The sequence below is a fragment of the Cellulomonas sp. SG140 genome (assembly GCF_025770785.1).
In the GTDB taxonomy this organism is placed as follows: Bacteria; Actinomycetota; Actinomycetes; order Actinomycetales; family Cellulomonadaceae; genus Cellulomonas.
On sequence record NZ_JANZLA010000003.1, the window covers coordinates 324958 to 345804 of the forward strand.

Here is a 20847-nt window from a genome sequence, read left to right on the forward strand (position 1 = left end):
GCACAAGGCCGCGTCACGTTTGCCGAGTGCCCAGGTGGTCGCTAGGTTCGATCTCGATCCTGCAGCCCACGAGGATCCCGGCCCACTGACGAGAAGGTGACGCGCGTGGCTCTCCCTCCGCTGACTCCAGAACAGCGTGCAGCAGCACTCGAGAAGGCCGCCGCCGCCCGGCAGGCCCGCGCCGAGGTGAAGAACCGACTGAAGTACTCCCAGGGCTCCCTGTCCGAGGTGATCGAGCAGGGTCAGCAGGACGAGACCATCGGCAAGCTCAAGGTGATCTCCCTGCTCGAGTCCCTGCCTGGCGTGGGCAAGGTCAAGGCCCGTGCCATCATGTCCGACATCGGCATCTCCGAGACGCGGCGCGTGCGCGGGCTCGGTCCGCACCAGGTGAAGGCGCTCGTCGACCGCTTCGGGTGATCCCTCGCGGCCCGGTCGGCGGGCCGGGCCGCACCCCACCCGCAAGGAGCACCGCCCACCCATGACGACCACGCCCGCCCGGTTGACGGTGCTCGCAGGACCCACGGCCGTCGGCAAGGGCACGGTGTCGGCCGACGTCCGTGCGCGGTACCCCCAGGTCTGGCTCTCGGTCTCGGCGACGACGCGGTCACCGCGTCCCGGCGAGGTCGACGGGGTGCACTACCGGTTCGTGTCCGAGGCGGAGTTCGACCGCATGGTGGCGGCCGGCGAGCTCCTCGAGTGGGCGGTGGTGCACGGTCGGCACCGCTACGGCACGCCGCGCGGACCGGTGGAGGAGCGCCTGGCGGCGGGAGAGCCGGTGCTGCTGGAGATCGACCTGCAGGGCGCGCGGCAGGTACGCGAGAGCATGCCGGAGGCGCGCTTCGTCTTCCTCGCCCCCCCGTCCTGGGACGAGCTGGTGCGACGGCTGGTGGGCCGCGGCACCGAGGACGAGGCCGAGCGAGAACGCCGGCTCGCCACCGCGCGGGTGGAGCTCGCCGCGGAACCAGAGTTCGACCACGTGATCGTCAACGACGACGTGCACCGGGCGACCGACGAGCTGCTCGCGGTGATGGGTGTGGTCACCGGCTAAGATGGCAGGCGGCTGTGCGGGCGTGCCCGCACCGAACCTCTTCTTCCCACCCACTCGTCGTCGGGAGCCCACCATGTCCGGAACCGTCGCCCACCCCACGGGTATCACCGACCCGCCGATCGACGACCTGCTGCAGCGAGCCGACTCCAAGTACGCGCTGGTGCTCTTCGCCGCCAAGCGGGCCCGCCAGATCAACGCCTACTACGGGCAGCTGAACGAGGGCCTGCTCGAGAACGTCGGCCCGCTCGTCGAGACCCGCCCGCAGGAGAAGCCGCTGTCGATCGCGATGCGCGAGATCGACAAGGGCCTGCTCACCGCTGAGCCGACCCCGCCCTCCGAGTAGCACCCACGCCCGTGCGGATCGTCCTCGGCGTCGCGGGTGGCATCGCCGCGTACAAGGCGGTGCTGCTGCTGCGGCTGCTGCGCGAGGACGGTCACGCGGTGCGGGTGGTCCCCACCCGCGCCGCGCTCGAGTTCGTCGGCCGCCCCACCTGGGAGGCGCTGTCCGGCGAACCGGTGAGCACCGAGGTCTTCGAGCACGTCGACGAGGTGGCGCACGTCCGCATCGGCCAGGAGGCCGACCTCGTCGTGGTCGCACCGGCGACGGCCGACCTCCTCGCGCGGGCGGCCGCCGGGATGGCCGACGACCTGCTGACGGCCACGCTGCTGGTCGCCCGCTGCCCGGTGCTGCTGGCGCCGGCCATGCACACCGAGATGTGGCAGCACCCGGCCACGGTCGCCAACGTCGACACACTCCGTCGACGGGGGATCCACGTGCTCGACCCCGCGTCGGGTCGCCTGACCGGGCCGGACACCGGGCCCGGCCGACTGCCGGAGCCCGAGGACATCGCCGCCGCGGCGCTGGAGCTGGTCCACGGACGCGCCGCCGACCTGGTGGGGCGACGGGTCGTCGTCTCGGCTGGGGGGACGCGCGAGCCGATCGACCCCGTGCGCTTCATCGGCAACCGTTCCTCCGGACGTCAGGGCATCGAGCTGGCTCGCGCGGCCCACGAGCGCGGCGCCCAGGTGACGCTGGTCGCGGCGAACGTGACGCTGCCGGCCCCGCCGGGCGTGCAGGTGGTCGCCGTCGAGTCCGGCGAGCAGCTGCGCGACGCGGTGCGGTCCGCGGCCAAGGACGCCGACGTCGTGGTCATGGCCGCCGCGGTGGCCGACTTCCGGCCCGTGCGCACGGCCGCCGCCAAGATCAAGAAGCAGCCGGGGGTGGGCCCCACGCCGATCGAGCTGGTCGAGACCGTCGACATCCTCGCCGAGCTGGTGCGCGAGTCGCCTCGCGAGGGGCAGGTGGTGGTCGGCTTCGCCGCCGAGACGGGGGACGAGACCGGTGACGTGCTCGAGCACGGTCGACGCAAGGCGATCCGCAAGGGTGCCGACCTGCTGGTGGTGAACGCCGTCGGCGCGGACCGGGGTTTCGCCGTCGAGCAAAACGAGGTCACGGTGCTCGACCGAACGGGCGCAGAGGTGGCGCGGGCGGGCGGCACCAAGCTCGAGGTCGCGCACACGGTCTGGGACGCCGTGCTGCCGCTGCTGTGACGCCCGGCCGCCCGGGTCCGGCGCGAGGACGCGCGGCAGGGTGACGTTCGGCGAGCCCGTAGGCTGTCGGCCGTGAGTGCGTCCGCCGCCCGGTTGTTCACGTCCGAGTCCGTCACCGAGGGGCACCCGGACAAGGTCTGCGACCAGATCTCCGACGCGATCCTCGACGCGATGCTCGCCCAGGACCCGCTGTCCCGGGTCGCGGTGGAGACGATGGTGACCACCGGTCTGGTGCACGTCGCCGGCGAGGTGACCACCGACGCCTACGTCGAGATCCCTCAGGTGATCCGCGAGGTCGTCAACGAGATCGGCTACACGTCGTCGGACATCGGCTTCGACGGCGACTCGTGCGGCGTCTCGGTGTCGATCGGCCAGCAGTCGCCGGACATCGCACAGGGTGTCGACAAGGCGCTCGAGGCCCGGCAGGACGACTCGGACCTGGACCCGCTCGACCTGCAGGGCGCCGGCGACCAGGGGCTGATGTTCGGGTACGCCTGCGACGACACCCCGTCGCTGATGCCGCTGCCGATCTGGGTGGCGCACCGGCTCGCCGAGCAGCTGGCCGCCGTCCGCAAGGCCGGCGTCGTCAAGGGTCTGCGGCCGGACGGCAAGACCCAGGTGACGATCGCCTACGAGGGCGACCGTGCCGTGCGGCTCGACACCGTCGTGGTGTCGACCCAGCACGAGCCCGACGTCAACCTCGAGACGCGGCTCGCGCCGGCCGTCTCCGAGCTCGTCGTGGCACCGGTGCTCGCCGAGCTCGACCTGGACACCACGGGCCACCGCCTCCTGGTGAACCCGACCGGGCAGTTCGTCATCGGCGGCCCCAAGGGTGACGCCGGGCTGACGGGCCGCAAGATCATCGTCGACACGTACGGCGGCTTCGCCCGGCACGGCGGTGGCGCGTTCTCCGGCAAGGACCCCTCGAAGGTCGACCGGTCCGCGGCGTACGCGATGCGCTGGGTGGCCAAGAACGTGGTCGCCGCCGGGCTGGCCCGGCGGTGCGAGGTGCAGGTGGCCTACGCGATCGGCACGGCGCACCCCGTCGGCCTGTACGTCGAGACGTTCGGCACCGGGCAGGTGCCGGTCGATCGCCTGACGGCCGCGATCCGCGACGTGTTCGACCTCCGACCGGCGGCGATCGTCCGCGACCTCGACCTGCTGCGGCCGATCTACCGGCGCACCGCCGCCTACGGGCACTTCGGTCGCGAGCTGACGGACTTCACCTGGGAGCGCACCGACCGCGTCGCGGACCTCCAGTCGGCCGTCGGCTGACCTGGGTCCCGTCCGGCCGGTCCACCGCCGGCCGCGGTGGGGCTCCGTGGGTCGTCGGTGGTGGGATGAGCGCGTGGACGTGACCGCGGCGCAGCCGACCCTGGCCGGCATGCCGCGGGTGCGGGCGCCGCGTCGCCAGCTGCCGGTCGACACCGCCGCTCACCTTCCCGTCGCGCGCGTGTGCGTGGACGTGCAGCCGGCGCACCTCGACCGCGTGTTCGAGTACCTGGTGCCTGCCACGCTCGACGAGCGGGCGGTGCCTGGTTGCCGGTTGAAGGTCCGGTTCGGCGGTCAGGACGTCGACGGCTGGCTGCTGGAGCGCACCGAGGAGGCCGAGCACGAGGGACGGCTGGTGCCGATCCGGCGGGTGGTGACGTCCGGTCCGGTGCTGACCCCCGAGCTCGCTCGCGTCGCCCGGGCAGTCGCCGACCGCTACGCCGGGACGCTGGCCGACGTGCTGCGCCTGGCGGTGCCGCCCCGCCACGCACGCGTGGAGGCCGAGATGGACGCGCTCGCACCGGCGCACGCACCGGCGGCAGCGCCGGCCGCAGCCGGGGGCGCGTGGTCGGCGTACCGAGGGGGACCGGCGTTGCTGGCGCACCTGCTGTCCGGCGGTGCACCGCGGGCGGTCTGGACGGCGCTGCCCGGACCGCAGGGGGATCGATGGCCCGACGCGGTGGCGCAGGCCGTCGCGGCCTGCGTGCTCGGGGGCCGTGGCGCGCTGGTGGTCGCGCCCGACCGTCGAGACGTCGACCGGGTGGTCGCCGCGCTGGAGCAGGTCGGGCTTCCGGTCTGGTCGTCCGCGGCAGACGGAGGCGTCGTGCGACTGACCGCCGAGGACGGTCCGGCACCGCGGTACCGAGCCTTCCTCGCCGCACTCCATGGGCGGGCTCGGGTGGTGGTCGGCACCAGGGCCTCCGCCTTCGCCCCGGTGCAGGACCTCGGCCTGGTGGTCTGCTGGGACGACGGCGACCCGCTGCACGCGGAGCCCAGAGCGCCGTACCCGCACGTGCGGGAGGTGCTGACGCTCCGCGCCGAGGCCGCCGGCGCCGCCGCGCTCTTCGGCGGACACGGCCGGTCGGTCGAGGCGCAGGCCCTCGTCGAGCGCGGTTGGGCCGCCTCCGTGACGGCCGACCGCGCCGTGCTGCGCGCGCGCACACCGCGGGTCCGGGCACTGACGTCGGTCGAGCTCGCCCGCGAGGGAGCGGCCGCCGCGGCCCGGCTGCCCGCACCCGCCTTCGCCGCCATCCGCTCCGCCCTCGAGCGGGGCCCGGTGCTGGTGCAGGTGCCGCGGGCGGGGTACCTACCGGCTGTCGCCTGCACCCGCTGCCGTGCGACCGCCCGGTGCGCCGTCTGCACCGGACCCCTCGGTCTGACCGGGCCGGACGCCGTACCCGCCTGCCGCTGGTGCGGCCGGCTCGCCACCGCCTGGCGCTGCTCGACGTGCGGCAACGACGGCCTCCGATCGGTCCGTGTCGGCTCCGAGCGCACCGCCGAGGAGATCGGCAGGGCGTTCCCCGGGGCCGCCGTCCGGGTCTCCGGGGCGAGAGCCGCGGCCGGCGTGCTCGCGCAGGTACCCGACCGGCCCGCGATCGTGGTGGCGACACCCGGTGCCGAGCCGGTGGCGGCCGGCGGCTACGCGGCCGCGGTGCTGCTGGACGCCTCGGTGGCGACCGCGGGGGACGCACTCTCCGCGGAACCGGACGCCCTGCGTCGCTGGCTGGCCGCTGCGGCCCTGGTCCGGCCGATCGGCGACGGCGGGGAGGTGCTGCTCGTCGGCGACGGCGCGGAACGACCCACGCAGGCCCTGGTCCGGTGGGACCCCGCCGGTCTTGCCGCACGTGAGCTGGCCGAGCGGGCCGAGCTGGGACTGCCACCGGTGATCCGGGTCGCCACCGTCACGGGCCCGCGGGAGGCCGTCGGCCTCGTCGTCGGCCGGGTGCAGGTGCCCGAGACGACGGTGTGGGGACCCGTCGTCGTCAGCGCGCCGGGCGGCTCACCGGATCCGCTGGATCCCGACGTCCGCGCGATGCTGCGCGCACCGCGCAGCCGGGGCACCGAGCTGACCAGGGCGCTCGCCGCCTCGGTCGCCGTCCGGAGCGCGCGCCGGGAGGGCGGCACGCTCCGAGTCCAGGTCGACCCTCCGGAGCTGCTGTGAGCACCGTGGACACCCTGGTGCTCGACCTGGGGAACGTGCTGGTGCCGTGGCACCCCGAGCGGGCCTTCGAGGGGCTGGTGCCGGACGAGGACGTGCGGCGGTTCCTGGAGGACGTCGACTTCCCGGAGCTCAACCGGTCGCTGGACGCGGGCCGGGACTGGGCCGATGCGCGGCACGAGCTGTCCGCGATGGGGCCGTGGTACGTCGACATGCTCGACCTCTACCTCGCCAACTTCCCTCGCACGCTCGCCGGCGAGGTCCCCGGGATGGCCCGTCTGGTGCGCGAGCTGCGCGACGCGGGCCTCCGGCTGCTGGGGCTGACCAACTGGTCGGCGGCAACCTTCCACCACGCCGTGCCGGCCGCCCCGGCGATCGGCCTGCTCGAGGCCGTGGTGGTGTCCGGCCAGGAGGGCCTCATCAAGCCGGACCCGCGCATCTTCGCCCTGGTGGTCGACCGCTTCGGGCTGCAGCCCGACTCGACGCTGTTCGTCGACGACTCCTCGGTCAACGTGGCCGCGGCGCACGCCGCGGGCCTGCCGGCTGTCGTCTTCACCGATGCCGGACGTCTGCGGGCCGACCTCAGGGCGCGGGGTGTGCCCGTGGCCGCCGCCTAGGATCGCAGCCGTGCGTCTGCTCTTCGCCGGGACCCCGGCCCCCGCGGTGCCCTCGCTCGAGGGGCTGATCGCCTCCCGCCACGACGTGGTCGCCGTGCTGACACGGCCCGACGCGCCCTCCGGGCGCGGCCGGACCCTGACGCCCAGCCCCGTGCGCCAGGTGGCCGAGGCGCACGGCATCGAGGTGCTCAGCCCTCGACGGCTGCGCGACGAGGACTTCCGTGCCCGGTTCGCCGCCCTGGCGATCGACGCCGTCGCCGTGGTCGCCTACGGCGCGCTGATCCCCACCGACCTGCTCGCCGCGGTGCCGGACGGGTGGACCAACCTGCACTTCTCGCTGCTGCCCGCATGGCGCGGCGCCGCGCCGGTGCAGCACGCGCTGATCGCCGGCGACGAGGTGACGGGCGCGACGACCTTCCGGATCGAGGAGGGCCCGGTCGACACCGGTCCGGTGTACGGCCTGCTGACCGAGACCATCCGGCCGCGGGACACCGCCGGCGACCTGCTGGACCGCCTCGCGCACGCGGGTGCCGGGCTGCTGGTACGGACGATGGACGGCATCGCCGACGGCACCCTGGTCGCCGTCGCGCAGGGCGGTGACGGCATCAGCCACGCGCCCAAGCTGACCGCGGAGGACGGGCGGGTCCGCTGGACGCATCCGGCGCACGCCGTGGACCGCCGCATCCGCGGCTGCACCCCCGAGCCCGGCGCATGGACGACGCTTCCTGACGGCACCCGGCTGGGACTGGGTCCCGTCACACCGGTCCAGGAGACCCTCCCCGCGGGCGCGGTGCAGATGGGGCGGCGGGACGTCCTGGTCGGCACGGGCAGCACGGCCGTGCGCCTGGGGACCGTGTCGGCTCCCGGCCGCCGGACGATGCCCGCCGCGGACTGGGCGCGCGGCGCGCGTCTCGCCGACGGCACGGTCCTCGGGGCCGAGGCGTGAGCGACCAGCCGAGGGCAGCCCGTCCGTCAGGTCCCGGCGACGACCGCCGCCGGTCGTCCCGCGACCACCGCGATGCCCAGGGCCGCCAGCGAGGCGCTGCGCGCGCCGAGGGCCGCACCGCCCGTTCCGCCGCTGCCCCGTCGCAGCGCGCTCGGCGCGGCGACGCGCCCCGTACCGCCGCCCTGGAGACGCTCCGCGCCGTCGCCGGATCGGACGCGTACGCCAACCTGGTCCTGCCGCCCCTGCTGCGCCAGCGCCGGCTGCACGGGCGCGACGCGGCCTTCGCCACCGAGCTGACGTACGGCACGCTGCGGCTGCGGGGACGCTACGACGCCGTGCTGGCCCAGGTGGTCGACCGGGACCTCGACCGGCTCGACCCCGTGGTCCTCGACCTGCTGCGGCTCGGCGCGCACCAGCTGCTCGGGATGCGCGTGCCTGTGCACGCCGCGGTGTCGGAGACCGTCGCGCTGGCCCGCGAGCAGGCGGGTGCCGGTGCGGCGCAGCTGGTCAACGCGGTGCTGCGCCGGGTGTCCGAGCACCCCCTGGAGGACTGGCTGCACCGCATCGCCGAGGCCGCCGACCCGGCGGGCACGGACGCCTCCGCCCGGCTCGCCGTGGTGGACAGCCACCCTGCCTGGGTGGTCCGGGCTTTCCGCGAGGCGCTGGTGGGCCACGGCCGTCCCGCGGACGAGCTCGAGGCCGTGCTGGAGGCCGACAACGAGGCGCCCGCGGTGACGCTGGTCGCCCGGCCGGGTCTGGTGGAGGTCGACGAGCTCGTCGCCGGGGGAGTGGACGCTGTGCCCGGTCGGCTGGCCGGCACGGCCGCCGTGCTGCGCGCCGGGGACCCCGGGGAGCTCGCCGCCGTGCGCCAGGGGTTCGCCGGCGTCCAGGACGAGGGCAGCCAGCTGGTGACCCTGGCGCTCGCCGCCGCACCGCTCGACGGACGTGACGAGCGGTGGCTGGACCTCGCCGCCGGACCGGGTGGCAAGGCCGCACTGCTCGCCTCGGCGGCCGCCCGACGGGGTGCCCGGCTGGTCGCCAACGAGGTGCACCCGCACCGCGCCGAGCTGGTGCGCCAGTCGTTGCGCGCGGTGCCCGCGGAAGCCGTGGAGGAGATCCGCGTCGGCGACGGTCGCGACGTGGGTCAGCAGGAGCCCGGCGCGTACGACCGCGTGCTGCTCGACGCGCCGTGCACCGGGCTCGGTGCGCTACGCCGACGACCGGAGTCCCGCTGGAGGCGGACGCCGGCGGACCTGGCGGCGCTCGGTCAGCTGCAGCGCGGGCTGCTCGCGTCGGCGCTGGCCGCGGTCCGGCCCGGCGGCGTGGTGGCCTACGTCACCTGCTCGCCGCACCTCGCCGAGACCACGCTCGTCGTCACCGACGCGTTGCGCGCCGCCGCACGTGCGGGCACACCGGCCCAGGTGGTCGACGCTCGTTCCGTGGTGCTCGCCCTGGTGCCGGACGGCCAGCCGGCGCCGGACCTCCCGGAGCGCCCCGACGTGCAGCTGTGGCCGCACGTGCACGGCACTGACGCGATGCACCTGACGCTGCTGCGTCGGGACTGAGCAGGCCCGGAGGCCGGGACCCTACGCTGGCCGCGTGGCCGTGCGCATCCATCCCAGCATCCTGTCCGCCGACTTCGCCAACCTCGAGCGCGACCTCGGGGCGATCGCGACGGCCGACTACGCCCACGTCGACGTGATGGACCAGCACTTCGTCCCCAACCTGACGCTCGGCCTGCCGGTGGTCCGCCGGCTCGCGGAGGTCTCTCCCGTGCCGCTGGATGTGCACCTCATGATCGAGGACGCCGACCGCTGGGCCCCGGAGTACGCCGCCGCCGGAGCAGCCTCCGTCACGTTCCACGCCGAGGCCGCCCAGGCGCCGGTCCGACTGGCCCGTGAGCTGCGCGACCGCGGGGTGCGAGCCGGTATCGCCCTGCGGCCGGCCAGCCCGGTGGAACCGCTGCTGGACCTGCTGGCCGAGTTCGACATGGTGCTGGTGATGACCGTCGAGCCCGGGTTCGGCGGTCAGTCGTTCATCGAGGGCACGCTGCCGAAGCTGCGGCGGCTGCGGCAGGCCGTCCGTGAGTCGGGGACGGGCACGTGGATCCAGGTGGACGGCGGAGTTTCCCGCGACACGATCGGCCGGATCGCCCGGGCGGGTGCCGACACCTTCGTCGCCGGTTCCGCCGTCTACGGCGCCGCCGACGTCGCAGCAGAGATCGCCGCGCTCCGCGAGCTCGCGGAGGCACCGATCCAGGCGTGACCTCGCCTGTGGCATGATCGACGGCAGCAAGTCGAGTACACACACGTGCTCCGGGGTCGGTGCAATTCCGAGCCGGCGGTGACAGTCCGCGACCCGCGCGGTCCTCTCGAGGACCGGACGGTTGACCTGGTGGAACTCCGGGACCGACGGTGAAAGTCCGGATGGGAGGAGACGTGGCGACGCGCGGGCGGTCCGCGCGTCGTGCGGTCGGGTGAGCCCTGCCGTCATCCCCGGAGCCCGTCAGGGACCGGGAGGCACGGATGGTGGGCACCGCCGAGACGAGCGCCGGTGTGCGTGCCGCGCAGCCGTCCCGGAGCGAGCGCGCCGCGATGGAGCGTGCGGTGGACCTCGCACGGCGAGGACCCGCGCACGGGCCGAACCCCCGGGTCGGTGCAGTTCTCCTCGACCCGTCCGGAGCCGTGCTGGCCGAGGGCTGGCACGCCGGTGCCGGCACCCCCCACGCCGAGGTCGCCGCGCTCACCGCCGCCGCGCGCAGCGGTGCGGACGTCCGCGGCGCGACGGCCGTCGTGACCCTCGAGCCGTGCGACCACACGGGCCGGACCGGCCCGTGCAGCAGGGCGCTGATCGACGCGGGCGTCGCCCGGGTGGTGTACGCCGTGGACGACCCGAACCCGGACGCGGCCGGGGGCGCCGCACGCCTGCGGTCCGCCGGCGTGGACGTCGTCGGGGGGGTGCTCGCCGGGGCGGCGCGCGAGCTGCTCCGGCCCTGGCTCGCCGCCGTCGAGCAGGGCCGCCCGTTCGTCACGCTCAAGCTGGCCACCAGCCTCGACGGCCGCGTCGCCGCAGCCGACGGCAGCAGCCGCTGGATCACCGGGACCGTCGCCCGCCGTCATGCGCACGAGCTGCGCGAGGAGGTCGACGCGATCGTCGTCGGCACCGGCACCGCACTGCAGGACGACCCGTCGCTCACCGCGCGGACCGCCGACGGTGCCCTGACGGAGCACCAGCCGCTGCGGGTGGTCGTCGGGTTCCGCACCGTCCCTGGCGACTCGCGGCTGCGCGGTCCCGGAGGCCCGCTGGTGACCCTCGCGACCCACGACCCCGCCGAGGTGCTCGCGGCGCTCGCCGAGCGCGAGGTGCGGCACGTGCTGCTCGAGGGCGGTCCGACCCTGGCGGCGGCCTTCCTGCGCGCCCGGCTGGTCGACGAGGTGCACGCGTACATCGCCCCGGTGCTGCTGGGCGCAGGCCGGTCGGCCGTGGCCGACCTCGGGGTCTCCACGATCGACGAGGCCGTGCGGCTGCACCCCCGCGAGGTGCGGCCCCTCGGACCCGACGTGCTGGTGGTCGCCGACGCGACCTGGGAAGGACGGGAGGACTGATGTTCACAGGCATCGTCGAAGAGCTGGGTGACGTGGTGGCGCTCGACCTCGCTGAGCCCGGTGAGGACGGCCAGCGCTCCGCTCGGCTGACGGTCCGCGCACCCCTGGCCACGTCCGACGCGCACCTGGGGGACTCGATCGCCGTCTCGGGCGTCTGCCTGACGGTCGTCGACCTGCCGGGCGACGGCAGCTTCACCGCCGACCTGCTGCCGGAGACTCTGCGCCGGTCGGCGCTGGGGGAGCTGGCCGTGGGGGACACCGTGAACATCGAGCGCTCGGTGCCGGTGGGCGGCCGCTACGGCGGCCACGTCGTGCAGGGGCACGTCGACGGCGTCGGCGTGGTCCGCAGCCGCACCCCCGGCGCGCGGTGGGACGACGTGGTGATAGCCCTCGACCCCGACCTCGCCCGGTTCGTCGCCGAGAAGGGCGCGATCGCCGTCGCGGGCGTCTCGCTGACCGTGACGACCGTCGGCGACGACGAGTTCGGCGTCTCGCTGATCCCGGCGACTCTCGCCGCCACCACCCTCGGCCGGCTCGAGGCCGGCGCGCGCGTGAACCTGGAGGTCGACGTGCTGGCGAAGTACACGGAACGACTGCTGTCGACCGCGGCGGTGGCACGGTGAGCGACGTCGTGCTCGGCACGGTCGAGGAGGCCCTCGCCGAGCTGCGGGCGGGCAAGCCGGTCCTGGTGGTGGACTCGCCGGAGCGGGAGAACGAGGCCGACGTCATCCTCGCCGCGCAGTCCGCCACGCCCGAATGGGTCGGCTGGACCATCCGGCACTCGTCGGGGTACCTGTGCGCGCCCATGCCGGCCGCCCGCGCCGACGCCCTCGACCTGCCGGTCATGGTGCCGCACAGCCAGGACGCGCGGCGGACCGCCTACACGGTGACGGTCGACGCGGCGACGGGCGTCACCACGGGCATCTCGGCGGCCGACCGCGCCCGGACGTTGCGCGTGCTCGCCGACCCGGCGTCCGGTCGCGGCGACCTCATCCGCCCTGGTCACGTGCTGCCGCTGCGGGCGGTCCCGGGCGGTGTGCTGCACCGCGGCGGCCACACGGAGGCGGCCGTCGACCTGTGCCGGCTGGCCGGCCTCGAGCCGGTCGCGGGCATCTGCGAGGTGGTGAACGACGACGGCTCGATGGCCCGGCTGCCGCAGGCTGCGGCGCTGGCTGCGGAGGCCGGCCTGGTGATCATCACCATCGAGGAGATCGTCGAGTGGCGCCTGGCCCACGGTGACGGGGTCGAGGCCGTCCCGGAGCCCCTCCGTCCCCGGGTGCAGGCCACCGAGAGCGCGTTCCTCCCGACGGAGTTCGGCGACTTCCGCGTCCACGGCTACCGCGACCTGCGGACCGGCGACGAGCACATCGCGCTGGTCCCGGTCAGCGGCCTCTCGGACCAGCCCGTCGTCCGGGTGCACTCCGAGTGCCTCACGGGCGACGCGTTCGCCTCGCAGCGGTGCGACTGCGGCCCTCAGCTGCACACGGCGATGGAGCTGGCCGCGACCACCGGCGGTGCGATCGTCTACCTGCGAGGCCACGAGGGCAGGGGCATCGGACTGCTGGCGAAGGTCGCGGCGTACGCGCTGCAGGACGCCGGCCGGGACACCGTCGAGGCGAACATCGACCTCGGCTGGCCGGCGGACCGCCGGGAGTACGGCGCCGCCGCGGCGATCCTCACCGACCTCGGCATCGAGAAGGTCACCCTGCTGACCAACAACCCGGCCAAGGTGGCGGGGCTGCGCGCCCACGGCATCGACGTGGCCGAGGTGCGGGGCCTCGAGGTGGGACGGACGCCGCACAACGCCGCGTACCTGCACACCAAGGCCACCGCGATGGGACACCTGCTGCACGGCGACGATGCAGCGACGCACGGACGAGTCGAGGAGGACGCCCGATGAGCGGCGCCGGAGCACCACAGCTGCACGTGGACGGGAGCGGGATGCGGGTGGTGGTGGTCGCCGCCAGCTGGCACACCACCGTGATGGACGGACTGCTCGCCGGCTCGAGGCGCGCCCTGACCGAGGCGAACGTCGCCCAGGTGGACGTGGTCCGCGTGCCCGGATCGTTCGAGCTGCCCGTCGCGGCACGGGCAGCGGCGCTCTCCGGCGCCGACGCCGTCGTGGCGCTCGGCGTGGTCATCCGCGGCGGCACCCCGCACTTCGAGTACGTCTGCCAGGCGGCGACCGGCGGGTTGACCCAGGTCAGCGTCGACACCGGTGTGCCCGTCGGCTTCGGCGTCCTCACGTGCGACGACGAGCAGCAGGCGCTGGACCGCGCCGGCCTGCCGGGCTCGAAGGAGGACAAGGGTGCCGAGGCGGCGCAGGCGGCCGTCGCGACGGTGCTCGCGCTGCGGTCGCTGGACGGCTCCCGGGACAGCGCCTGGTGACAACTAGGCTCACCGGCGTGAAGACGTTCGAGTCCCTGTTCGCCGAGCTCGCGCAGAAGGCCGTGGACCGGCCGGAGGGTTCCGGCACCGTCGCCGAGCTCGACGGCGGCGTGCACACCATCGGCAAGAAGGTGGTCGAGGAGGCCGCCGAGGTGTGGATGGCCGCCGAGCACGAGTCCGACGCCCGCACCGCCGAGGAGATCTCGCAGCTGCTGTACCACCTGCAGGTGCTGATGCTCGCCCGCGGGCTGACGCTCGACGACGTCTACACCTATCTGTGAGGACCCCGTGCTGAGGATCGCCGTCCCCAACAAGGGCTCGCTGTCGGAGCCCGCCGCCGAGATGCTGCGCGAGGCGGGCTACCGCCAGCGCCGTGACGCCCGCGAGCTGGTGCTGCCGGACCCGGACAACGACGTCGAGTTCTTCTTCCTGCGTCCGCGCGACGTCGCCGTGTACGTCGGAGCCGGGACGGTGGACGTCGGCATCACGGGCCGCGACCTGCTGATCGACTCCGGCTCCGCCGCCACCGAGCACCTGCCGCTGAGCTTCGCGCGGTCGACGTTCCGGTTCGCCTCGACGGCCGGCCGGCTGACGGACGCGCGCGAGGTGGACGGTCTGCGCGTGGCCACGTCGTACCCCGTGCTGGTGGCCGGACACCTGGCGTCCCTCGGCGTGCAGCCCGCGGCCGTGGTGCGGCTCGACGGTGCGGTCGAGTCGGCGATCCGGCTCGGGGTCGCCGACGTGATCGCGGACGTCGTCGAGACGGGCACGACGCTGCGTGCCGCCGGCCTGGAGATCTTCGGCGAGCCGATCCTGCGCTCGGAGGCCGTGCTGGTCAGGCGGGCCGACACCGACGTCCCGCCGGGCCTCGACGTGCTCACCCGCCGGCTGCAGGGCGTGCTGACGGCTCGTGAGTACGTGCTGATGGACTACGACGTGCCGCTGTCCGTGGTCGACGAGGCGGTGCGGATCACACCCGGCCTTGAGTCGCCGACCGTGTCCCCGCTGCACGACAAGCAGTGGGCCGCGGTGCGCGCGATGGTGCCCCGGTCCCAGACCAACAAGGTGATGGACGACCTGTACGACGTCGGCGCGCGCGCCATCATCGTCACGTCGATCCACGCCTGTCGGCTGTGACGGACGCGTCCACCCCCTTCCGCCCGCGGCTCGCCCGCGCGGTGACCCTGGCGGTGGGCGCCGTCGCCGTCGTCCTCACGATCGCGCTGCTCCTGGCGCTGCCCGAGCTGGCCGCCCTCGACAAGACCGGCTTCGTCCTGCTCGCGATGCTGATCGCCGGGTTCTGCTGGCGCCAGGCGGACGTGCAGGCCGTCCCGGACGACGAGGGCCTGACCGTGCGCAACCTCGTGCACCAGCGCCGGCTCGTGTGGGCCGACATCGTCTCGGTTCGGTTCGGCCACGGCCGGCCCTGGGTGCAGCTGGACCTCGCGGACGGCACCACGCTGGCCGTCATGGGCATCCAGCGCTCCGACGGCGCCTTCGCCAACCGCGAGGCACGGCGGCTCGCCACGCTGGTGGCCCGGCACACCGCCACCAGCCGGGACGACTGACCGCGACGGACTCCCGCCGCTCAGCCCGATGCGAGCGCGGCGGCGTGCACACCGGCGACCGCCGCGGCGAGGAACGACCCGGGGTCGTCGTCCAGACCTCGCCCCATCGTCGAGAGCCGGACCGGGCATCGCCGCAGCGCCCCGAGCAGCTCACCGTCGGCCCGCACGTCCACCAGCCGGTGCCGTGCGGACAGAGTCGTCACCTGGCGGCGAACCTGCGACCCCAGCTCGTCCAGCGGCTGTCCCACGCCGGTGAACACGGGGACGGGCACGTCCGCCGCCGCGAGCGCGACGCGCCCGTACGCGGTGAGCGAGTGGTGCGACACACCACGATGCCGCGGTCGGGGGTCGGCGCCCGACACGCGGAGGGACGCGACGGGCCGACCGTGCAGCGCGGCGGCGGCGTTGACGGCGTCGCCGGCCAGCACGCCGGAGAACCCCCAGCGGGTGTCCGTGCCGAGGTTCCCCGGGCCCTGCGAGACGACTGCCAGGTCCGCACCGGCGACCAGCCGCGCGGCGAGCAGCGCCGAGTGGACGCTCACCGCCTCGAGGTCACCGCCGTACGCCTGTCCGGCCGTGATGCACGTGTCCAGCCAGCCCGCCTCACGCAGCGCGGCCACGGTGCGTGAGAACGCCACCGGCAGCGCGCCGCCGTCGGTCATCACGTAGGCGATGCGTGGTGCGGGCCGTCCGGCCGCTGCGGCCGCGTGCCGGGCGCCGGCCAGCACGGCGGGCAGCGCCGAGTGCAGGTCCGCGGTCACCACCGGCATGCCCCGCAGGTCGTCGGCGTCCTGCAGCAGGTCGTGGTGCACCGACTCCTGGTCGTCCACCCCGAGCACCATCACCTGCTGCGGCGTGTACCGCGCCTTGACCAGGTGACCGGGTGCCGGCGGAGGGTCCGCCGGCAGCGCATCAGTCCGGGCGACCACCAGGGCGTACCCCCCGGTGCCGAGGCCACGCTCCAGGGCCGTGACGTTGAGCAGCACCCGTGCACCGGCCTCGACCGGCCCCACCACGTCGTCGTACGCCAGGGCCTGCAGCTGCTCCTCGCCCACCTGCACCAGCACCTCGTGCGCGCCGGTCCATCGGCTGCCGAGCGACACCACGGTCCCGGCACGCCACGCGATCACCGTCCCACGCTACCGGCCACTACGGTGGTGGCCGATGGCCGCGCAGATCGACCCCGCCGAGCGCCTGCTCAACCTCGTCATCGCCCTGGTCAACACCTCCGGGCGGATGACCAAGGAGCAGGTGCGCCGGTCCGTCGCCGGCTATGCGGACGCACCGACGAACGACGCCTTCGAGCGGATGTTCGAGCGGGACAAGGACACCCTGCGGGAGCTGGGGGTGCCGGTGCTGACGGTGACGGACCCACGGCACGGCGACGACATCGGCTACCGCGTCGACCCCGACGCGTACGCGCTCCCGCCCGTGCAGCTGACCGCGGGGGAGCTCGGCGTCCTGGCGCTGGCCGCGCAGCTGTGGCAGGACCGTTCGCTGCGCACCGACTCCTCCCGGGCGCTGACCAAGCTGCGGGCCGTGGGCGAGGCGCCGGAGGCGAGCGACCTGGTGGCCGGCCTGGCCCCGCGGGTGCGTGCCGGCGGTGACGCGTTCGGCCCGCTGCTCGACGCCGTGCAGGCCCGGCAGGCCGTGCGGTTCGTCTACCGCGCGGCCACCACCGGTGAGGTGCGGGAGCGCGAGGTCGAGCCGTGGCGGCTGCTCGCCCGCCGTGGCGGCTGGGTGCTCGTCGGCCGCGACCGGCACCGGTCCGCGACGCGGTCGTTCCGGCTGAGCCGGATCGAGGGGACGGTCCGGCCCGTCGGCGAGCCCGGCTCGTTCCCGCCTCCCACACCGGCGGAGCTCGACGAGGCGCTGGCGACCTGGACGGCCGGCACCGAGCGCCTCGCCGCACTGGCCGTGCTGCCCGAGCGGGCAGGTGCGGCGCGGGCCCGGGCGGTGGTCCCGGACGACGACACCCCCGCACCGCCCGACCTCAGCGACGTGCCCGGCGTCGAGCGGCTGCTCGCCAGCCGGGACCTGGTGCACGTGCCGTACCGCTCGACGCACGAGCTGGCCGAGGAGCTGGTCGCCTACGGCGACGCCGTCGTCGTGCTCGGACCCCCGGAGCTGCGTGCGGCCGTGCTGCGCCTGCTCCGCACGGCGGCCACGCTCGGCGGGGGAGGCGACGATGCCTGAGCGCGCGAGCGACCGGCTGCTACGGATGCTCGGCATGGTGGCGTACCTCGACCGGCACCAGGGTGTCCCGGTCGACGAGATCGCCGAGCAGTTCGGCGTCACGCCGCGGCAGGTGCTGGCGGACGTGGACACGCTCTGGGTGACGGGCACCCCCGGGTACCTCCCGTACGACCTGATCGACTTCGACGCCACCGCCTACGAGCAGGGGGTGGTGCGGCTGACGGAGTCGCGGGGGCTGACCCGACCACTGCGGCTGGGCGGCCGGGAGGCCGTCGCCCTGGTGGCCGCGCTGCGCGCCATGTCGTCGGCACTGGGCCCGCTGCTGGACGACGAGCAGGCTCGCGTGCTGCGGTCGGCGCTGGCGAAGGTCACCGCTGCGACGGGTGACGCCGCGGCCGCCGTGGACGTGCAGCTGGCCTCGACGGCGACCCCGCAGGTGGCGGCGACCATCGCCGAGGCGCTCGCCCAGCACCGTCGCCTGCGCATCCGGTACGTGAACACCCGGGACGAGGCGAGCGACCGCGAGGTGGACCCGATCCGGCTGGTCAGCGAGGACGAGCGGACGTACCTGCTCGCCTGGTGCCGGTCCGCGGACGGCGAACGGCTCTTCCGCGTGGACCGCGTCCTGGGCGCGGAGGTGCTCGACGAACCGGCCGAGGACCACTCGGTGCCGGAGGCGGCAGCCGTGTTCTCCCCGGGCCCGGAGGGCGAGCTGGTCACGCTGCACCTGGCCAGCCCCGGCCGGTGGGTCGCCGAGACGACACCCGCCGAGGCGGTGCGCAACCTTCCCGACGGGTCGTTCGAGGTGGACCTGCGCGTCGTCCAGCCTGCCTGGCTGCGGCACCTGCTGCTGCAGGCCGCCGAGGACGTCCTGGACGTCCGCCCGGCCCGGGTCGCCGAGGAGGTGGCCCAGGTGGCCCGCGCGGCGCTGGCCGCGTACGGACCTGGGGAGGGCTGACGGTGTCCTGGGGACTGGTGTGGACCGCGCTGGTCGTCGCGGCGCTCGTCGGGGCCGGCTTCCTGGCACGGTCGCTGTGGCGCCGCGGACTGGCGCTCGGCCGTGCGGTCGGCGCCGCAGCGGAGGCGACCGCCGGAGCGGCCGACCACGGAACCGAGCGCGCCCAGCAGCTGCGGGACGCGCACCCCGTAGCGGTACCCGCGCTGGCGGCGGACCCCGCCGTGCTGCGGGATCGCCTCGCACAGGTCCGCGCCGAACGTGCACGACGCCGGGCCGTCCGTGCGGACCGGCACCGGGCGACGTACGAGGTGTGGCGTCAGGTGTGGCGCTGACCTGCCAGGACGGCGCCCCGCTCAGGAGGTGGCCCGAGCCTGCGTAGACTCGCCACGTCGTCCACCGAAGGAGTCGTCGGTCGTGTTTCGTGGCTTGTTCGAGGGTTGGCACCCGATCCTCCTCATCCTGATCGTGGTGCTGGTCTTCGGCGCGAACCGGCTGCCCGGGGCGGCGCGCAACATCGCCCAGTCGATGAAGATCTTCAAGCGGGAGCTCGAGAGCGGCGACGACAAGCCGGCAGGCAGCGCGACCGGCGCCACCTCCACCGCTCCGGCGGCGCCACCGGCGACGCCGCCCGCAGCCACCCAGCCGAGCCCGACGCCGCCGGCCGGCCAGCCGGGCAGCACGCCCCCGGCCCCCGGGCCGGACGTGCCGCCCGCCGCCGGCGACGGCGCAGCGCGGGCCTGAACCGCACGTGAACGCCCGGTCGACGAGCCGGGCCCCGAACGGTCGCATGCCGTTGCGGGCCCACCTGCGTGAGCTGCGCCGGCGGCTGTTCCTCGCCCTGATCGGGATCGCGCTCGGCGCCGTCGTCGGCTGGTTCGCGTACCACCCCGTCTTCGAGGCCCTGATCCGCCCGCTGCAGCGGGTGGCGGCGGCCCGGCACCAGATCGTCGCGATCAACTTCAGCGGCCTGGTGGCGTCTTTCGACATGCAGGTGCAGGTCGCGCTCTTCCTCGGCGTGCTGGTGTCCAGCCCCTGGTGGATCGGCCAGCTGTGGGCCTTCGTCACCCCGGGGCTGACGCGCCGCGAGCGCCGGTACGCGGTCCTGTTCCTGGCCGTCGGCGTGCCGCTGTTCCTGGCGGGCGCCGCGCTGGCGTGGTGGGCGCTGCCCAACGCCGTGACGTTCCTGACGGCCTTCACACCGGCCGGCGCGACGAACCTGATCGACGCACAGACCTACATGGCGTTCGTGATGCGCCTGATCCTGGCGTTCGGCCTCGCGTTCCTGCTGCCCGTGGTGATGGTGGCGCTGAACCTCGCCGGGGTGGTGCGCGCCCGCACGTGGGTCGGGGCGTGGCGGTGGGCCGTCGTCGCGATCTTCGTCTTCGCCGCTGTCGTCACCCCCACGCCGGACGCCTTCAGCATGCTCGGCATCGCGCTGCCCATGACGGGTCTGTACGTGGCCGCGGTCTGGATCTGCCTGGTGCACGACCGCCGGGAGGACCGGCGTCGCGTCGCGGCCGGACTGCCGCGGCTCGACGGCACGATGCCCGACGACGGGCCGGGCGCGCCGGGGACCGGGGCGGCGGCGACGTGAGCCGGCTCGGTGTGATGGTGAACCCGACCGCGGGTCTCGGCCGCGGCGTCCGCACCGGCCGGCAGGTGCACGCGGCCCTGCGCGCGGCGGGGCACGACGTCACGGACCTGTCCGCGCCGACCCTCGCGCAGGCGACCGACCGGGCTCGCGGCGCGTCGCTGCAGAACCTGGACGGGCTCGTCGTCGTGGGTGGCGACGGTGCGGTGCACCTCGCGGTCAACGTGGTGGCCGGTACGGGCCTGCCGCTCGGCATCGTGCCCGCTGGGAGCGGGAACGACATCGCGAGGAGCCTGGGCGTGCCGCGGCACGTTCCCGAGGCCCTCGCACAGATCGACCGCGCGCTGCGCGCCGGCCCACGCCGTGTCGACGCGGTCGAGGTCGGCGCGCCCGGCCGCGAGGCGGTGGAGTGGTTCGTCGGCGTGCTGTCGTGCGGGCTCGACGCCGCCGTGAACGCGCGGGCCAACGCCTACGGGTGGCCCAAGGGGCATGCACGCTACCTGCGGGCCGTCGCAGCGGAGCTCCCGCGCTTCCGCCCGTACGGGTACCGCGTGACGCTGGACGACGGGACGTGGGTCTCGGCCGGCACTCTGGTCGCTGCCGCCAACACGCCGTGGTTCGGCGGCGGCCTGCGGATCGCCCCGGACGCCGCACTGGACGACGGTCTGCTCGACGTCGTGGTGGCCGGCCCCTTCAGCCGAGCCGGCACGGCCGGGATCTTCCACCGCCTCTACGCAGGTACCCACCTCAGTCACCCCCGGATCGAGGTGCACCGCTCCCGCTCCGTGGTGATCGAGCACGAGCCGGGTCTCGGCGGCCACCCACCGGTCGCGTTCGCGGACGGCGAGCGGATCGGCCCGCTGCCGCTGCGTGCCCGGGTGGTGCCCGGAGCGCTGCAGATCCTGGTCTAGGCACCGGCCGGTACGGCGACGGGGCGGCCCCGGGACGC

Annotated in this window: 24 protein-coding genes and 1 riboswitch; of the genes, 23 read left to right on the forward strand and 1 reads right to left on the reverse strand. The window is 75.0% G+C overall.

From position 1 onward, the window contains the following. The first annotated feature begins 105 nt into the window (after positions 1-105). The 17 genes from mihF (at position 106) to N0B34_RS08025 (ending at position 15153) form a co-directional block, all read left to right on the forward strand. Positions 106-417: an integration host factor, actinobacterial type gene (gene mihF, locus N0B34_RS07945; RefSeq protein WP_263730812.1), complete on the forward strand. Its 312-nt coding sequence runs from the start codon at positions 106-108 to the stop codon at positions 415-417. A 61-nt stretch (positions 418-478) separates the two neighbouring features. Next, positions 479-1048: a guanylate kinase gene (gmk, locus tag N0B34_RS07950; protein ID WP_263730813.1), complete on the forward strand. Its 570-nt coding sequence runs from the start codon at positions 479-481 to the stop codon at positions 1046-1048. A 73-nt stretch (positions 1049-1121) separates the two neighbouring features. Further along, on the forward strand, positions 1122-1391 hold the full coding sequence (gene rpoZ, locus N0B34_RS07955) for a DNA-directed RNA polymerase subunit omega (protein WP_263730814.1): 270 nt from the start codon (positions 1122-1124) through the stop codon (positions 1389-1391). An 11-nt stretch (positions 1392-1402) separates the two neighbouring features. Beyond that, entirely contained in the window at positions 1403-2599 is a 1197-nt protein-coding gene (coaBC, locus tag N0B34_RS07960; protein ID WP_263730815.1) for a bifunctional phosphopantothenoylcysteine decarboxylase/phosphopantothenate--cysteine ligase CoaBC, read from the forward strand. 72 nt (positions 2600-2671) lie between these two features. Further along, on the forward strand, positions 2672-3874 hold the full coding sequence (metK, locus tag N0B34_RS07965) for a methionine adenosyltransferase (RefSeq protein ID WP_263730816.1): 1203 nt from the start codon (positions 2672-2674) through the stop codon (positions 3872-3874). Positions 3875-3983: 109 nt separating this feature from the next. Next, the gene (locus N0B34_RS07970; protein WP_263730968.1) at positions 3984-6032 is read left to right on the forward strand and encodes a primosomal protein N'; all 2049 of its coding nucleotides are present in this window, start codon (positions 3984-3986) and stop codon (positions 6030-6032) included. Next, a complete protein-coding gene (locus tag N0B34_RS07975; protein ID WP_263730817.1) occupies positions 6029-6646 on the forward strand; it encodes an HAD family hydrolase in 618 nt (205 codons plus the stop codon). Before N0B34_RS07970 ends, N0B34_RS07975 begins: the two co-directional genes overlap by 4 nt. A 10-nt stretch (positions 6647-6656) precedes the next feature. After that, complete coding sequence (gene fmt / locus N0B34_RS07980; RefSeq protein WP_263730818.1) at positions 6657-7592, forward strand: methionyl-tRNA formyltransferase; 936 nt, start codon at positions 6657-6659, stop codon at positions 7590-7592. Further along, positions 7589-9157 carry an RsmB/NOP family class I SAM-dependent RNA methyltransferase gene (locus N0B34_RS07985; RefSeq protein ID WP_263730819.1) on the forward strand — a complete coding sequence of 523 codons (1569 nt, stop codon included), beginning with the start codon at positions 7589-7591 and terminating at the stop codon, positions 9155-9157. The genes fmt and N0B34_RS07985 overlap by 4 nt, the downstream gene beginning before the upstream one ends. Before the next feature lie 34 nt (positions 9158-9191). After that, on the forward strand, positions 9192-9857 hold the full coding sequence (gene rpe, locus N0B34_RS07990) for a ribulose-phosphate 3-epimerase (RefSeq protein WP_263730820.1): 666 nt from the start codon (positions 9192-9194) through the stop codon (positions 9855-9857). A gap of 41 nt (positions 9858-9898) precedes the next feature. Continuing rightward, positions 9899-10034, forward strand: a riboswitch (FMN riboswitch). 83 nt (positions 10035-10117) lie between these two features. Next, entirely contained in the window at positions 10118-11197 is a 1080-nt protein-coding gene (gene ribD, locus N0B34_RS07995; RefSeq protein WP_263730821.1) for a bifunctional diaminohydroxyphosphoribosylaminopyrimidine deaminase/5-amino-6-(5-phosphoribosylamino)uracil reductase RibD, read from the forward strand. After that, a complete protein-coding gene (locus N0B34_RS08000) occupies positions 11197-11820 on the forward strand; it encodes a riboflavin synthase (RefSeq protein ID WP_263730822.1) in 624 nt (207 codons plus the stop codon). Before ribD ends, N0B34_RS08000 begins: the two co-directional genes overlap by 1 nt. After that, a complete protein-coding gene (gene ribB / locus N0B34_RS08005) occupies positions 11817-13097 on the forward strand; it encodes a 3,4-dihydroxy-2-butanone-4-phosphate synthase (protein ID WP_318529970.1) in 1281 nt (426 codons plus the stop codon). The genes N0B34_RS08000 and ribB overlap by 4 nt, the downstream gene beginning before the upstream one ends. Then, positions 13094-13585: a 6,7-dimethyl-8-ribityllumazine synthase gene (gene ribH, locus N0B34_RS08010; protein ID WP_263730824.1), complete on the forward strand. Its 492-nt coding sequence runs from the start codon at positions 13094-13096 to the stop codon at positions 13583-13585. The genes ribB and ribH overlap by 4 nt, the downstream gene beginning before the upstream one ends. A gap of 17 nt (positions 13586-13602) precedes the next feature. Then, a complete protein-coding gene (locus N0B34_RS08015; RefSeq protein ID WP_263730825.1) occupies positions 13603-13866 on the forward strand; it encodes a phosphoribosyl-ATP diphosphatase in 264 nt (87 codons plus the stop codon). A 7-nt stretch (positions 13867-13873) separates the two neighbouring features. Then, entirely contained in the window at positions 13874-14722 is an 849-nt protein-coding gene (gene hisG / locus N0B34_RS08020) for an ATP phosphoribosyltransferase (RefSeq protein ID WP_263730826.1), read from the forward strand. Next, positions 14719-15153 (forward strand): PH domain-containing protein, encoded by a 435-nt coding sequence (locus N0B34_RS08025; protein ID WP_263730827.1) that lies wholly within the window; start codon positions 14719-14721, stop codon positions 15151-15153. Before hisG ends, N0B34_RS08025 begins: the two co-directional genes overlap by 4 nt. A gap of 20 nt (positions 15154-15173) precedes the next feature. Here N0B34_RS08025 and N0B34_RS08030 read toward each other — a convergent pair whose 3' ends face one another. Next, positions 15174-16283 (reverse strand): DUF3866 family protein, encoded by a 1110-nt coding sequence (locus N0B34_RS08030; protein ID WP_263730828.1) that lies wholly within the window; start codon positions 16281-16283, stop codon positions 15174-15176. Between the two features lie 34 nt (positions 16284-16317). Here N0B34_RS08030 and N0B34_RS08035 point away from each other — a divergent pair, with 34 nt between their 5' ends. The 6 genes from N0B34_RS08035 to N0B34_RS08060 all read left to right on the forward strand — a co-directional run bounded on the left by N0B34_RS08035 (position 16318) and on the right by N0B34_RS08060 (position 20809). Continuing rightward, positions 16318-17349: a helix-turn-helix transcriptional regulator gene (locus N0B34_RS08035; protein WP_263730829.1), complete on the forward strand. Its 1032-nt coding sequence runs from the start codon at positions 16318-16320 to the stop codon at positions 17347-17349. After that, positions 17342-18307, forward strand: a complete 966-nt coding sequence (locus tag N0B34_RS08040; protein ID WP_263730830.1) for a helix-turn-helix transcriptional regulator — start codon at positions 17342-17344, stop codon at positions 18305-18307. Before N0B34_RS08035 ends, N0B34_RS08040 begins: the two co-directional genes overlap by 8 nt. 2 nt (positions 18308-18309) lie before the next feature. Further along, positions 18310-18639: a hypothetical protein gene (locus N0B34_RS08045; RefSeq protein ID WP_263730831.1), complete on the forward strand. Its 330-nt coding sequence runs from the start codon at positions 18310-18312 to the stop codon at positions 18637-18639. 82 nt (positions 18640-18721) lie between these two features. Continuing rightward, the gene (locus N0B34_RS08050) at positions 18722-19048 is read left to right on the forward strand and encodes a twin-arginine translocase TatA/TatE family subunit (RefSeq protein WP_263730832.1); all 327 of its coding nucleotides are present in this window, start codon (positions 18722-18724) and stop codon (positions 19046-19048) included. A 46-nt stretch (positions 19049-19094) separates the two neighbouring features. Then, positions 19095-19901, forward strand: a complete 807-nt coding sequence (tatC, locus tag N0B34_RS08055) for a twin-arginine translocase subunit TatC (protein ID WP_263730833.1) — start codon at positions 19095-19097, stop codon at positions 19899-19901. Further along, positions 19898-20809, forward strand: a complete 912-nt coding sequence (locus tag N0B34_RS08060) for a diacylglycerol/lipid kinase family protein (RefSeq protein WP_263730834.1) — start codon at positions 19898-19900, stop codon at positions 20807-20809. Before tatC ends, N0B34_RS08060 begins: the two co-directional genes overlap by 4 nt. The last annotated feature ends 38 nt before the right edge of the window (positions 20810-20847 follow it).

Bases quoted from the DNA above. Each gene is read 5' to 3' on its own strand.
- gmk (WP_263730813.1), top strand. From the start codon at position 479: ATGACGACCACGCCCGCCCGGTTGACGGTGCTCGCAGGACCCACGGCC.
- rpoZ (WP_263730814.1), top strand. From the start codon at position 1,122: ATGTCCGGAACCGTCGCCCACCCCACGGGTATCACCGACCCGCCGATC.
- N0B34_RS07970 (WP_263730968.1), top strand. From the start codon at position 3,984: ATGCCGCGGGTGCGGGCGCCGCGTCGCCAGCTGCCGGTCGACACCGCC.
- ribD (WP_263730821.1), top strand. From the start codon at position 10,118: ATGGTGGGCACCGCCGAGACGAGCGCCGGTGTGCGTGCCGCGCAGCCG.
- N0B34_RS08000 (WP_263730822.1), top strand. From the start codon at position 11,197: ATGTTCACAGGCATCGTCGAAGAGCTGGGTGACGTGGTGGCGCTCGAC.
- ribH (WP_263730824.1), top strand. From the start codon at position 13,094: ATGAGCGGCGCCGGAGCACCACAGCTGCACGTGGACGGGAGCGGGATG.
- N0B34_RS08035 (WP_263730829.1), top strand. From the start codon at position 16,318: ATGGCCGCGCAGATCGACCCCGCCGAGCGCCTGCTCAACCTCGTCATC.
- N0B34_RS08040 (WP_263730830.1), top strand. From the start codon at position 17,342: ATGCCTGAGCGCGCGAGCGACCGGCTGCTACGGATGCTCGGCATGGTG.
- tatC (WP_263730833.1), top strand. From the start codon at position 19,095: ATGCCGTTGCGGGCCCACCTGCGTGAGCTGCGCCGGCGGCTGTTCCTC.